Below are 714 nucleotides of genomic sequence, written 5' to 3' on the forward strand. Positions count from 1 at the left end.
ATCAGGCGCAGATCGACTTCGCGAACGAGGGGGGCGAGACCTATATCTGCGGGAACCCGCCCTATCTGGGGTCAACGTGGCAAAGCACGGAACAAAAAGAGGATTTGCAGCGCATATTCGAGGGGCGTACGAAAAGTTGGAAGTCGCTCGACTATGTCGCGGGCTGGTTCATGAAGGCCGCCGATTATGGGCTGCACACGCCGACTGTGTCGGCATTCGTGTCCACCAATTCGATCTGTCAGGGGCAGCAGGTGCCGATCCTGTGGCCGCTGATCTTTCAGACAGGGCATGAGATCGCTTTTGCCCATACCAGCTTCAAATGGGCGAACCTTGCCAGCCATAACGCGGGTGTGACCGTGGCGATTGTGGCGATTTCCAATCATGCTGGGCCAGTTCGAAAGCTCTTCGCCTTGAATGAATTGGGTCAGACAGTTGTCAAAGAGTCTGAAAATATTAACGCCTATCTTGTCGCTGCACCTGACATAATCGTTGCTCCACAATCGAAACCAAAAGATGGTCGTGGATTGATGGAATGGGGAAACAAGCCGACAGACGGCGGAAACTTCTTCATGGATGCAGATGAGCGGCACGCTCTATTGTCTAATTGGCCGCAGGCTGCGAAGTTCGTGAAACGCTTTCTGGGTGCCCAGGAATTCATTCGCGGACAAGAGCGTTACTGCCTTTGGATCGAAGATTCAGATCGTGAAGAAGCTG

Annotated in this window: 1 protein-coding gene; it reads left to right on the plus strand. The window is 53.4% G+C overall.

The window, feature by feature from the left end; genetic code table 11:
• A partial coding sequence (locus C5F46_RS16285) for a DNA methyltransferase (RefSeq protein WP_328588592.1) occupies positions 1 to 714 on the plus strand: 714 nt, incomplete at both ends.

Origin of the sequence: Phaeovulum veldkampii DSM 11550 (assembly GCF_003034995.1) — a bacterium.
Classification (GTDB): Bacteria; Pseudomonadota; Alphaproteobacteria; order Rhodobacterales; family Rhodobacteraceae; genus Phaeovulum; species Phaeovulum veldkampii.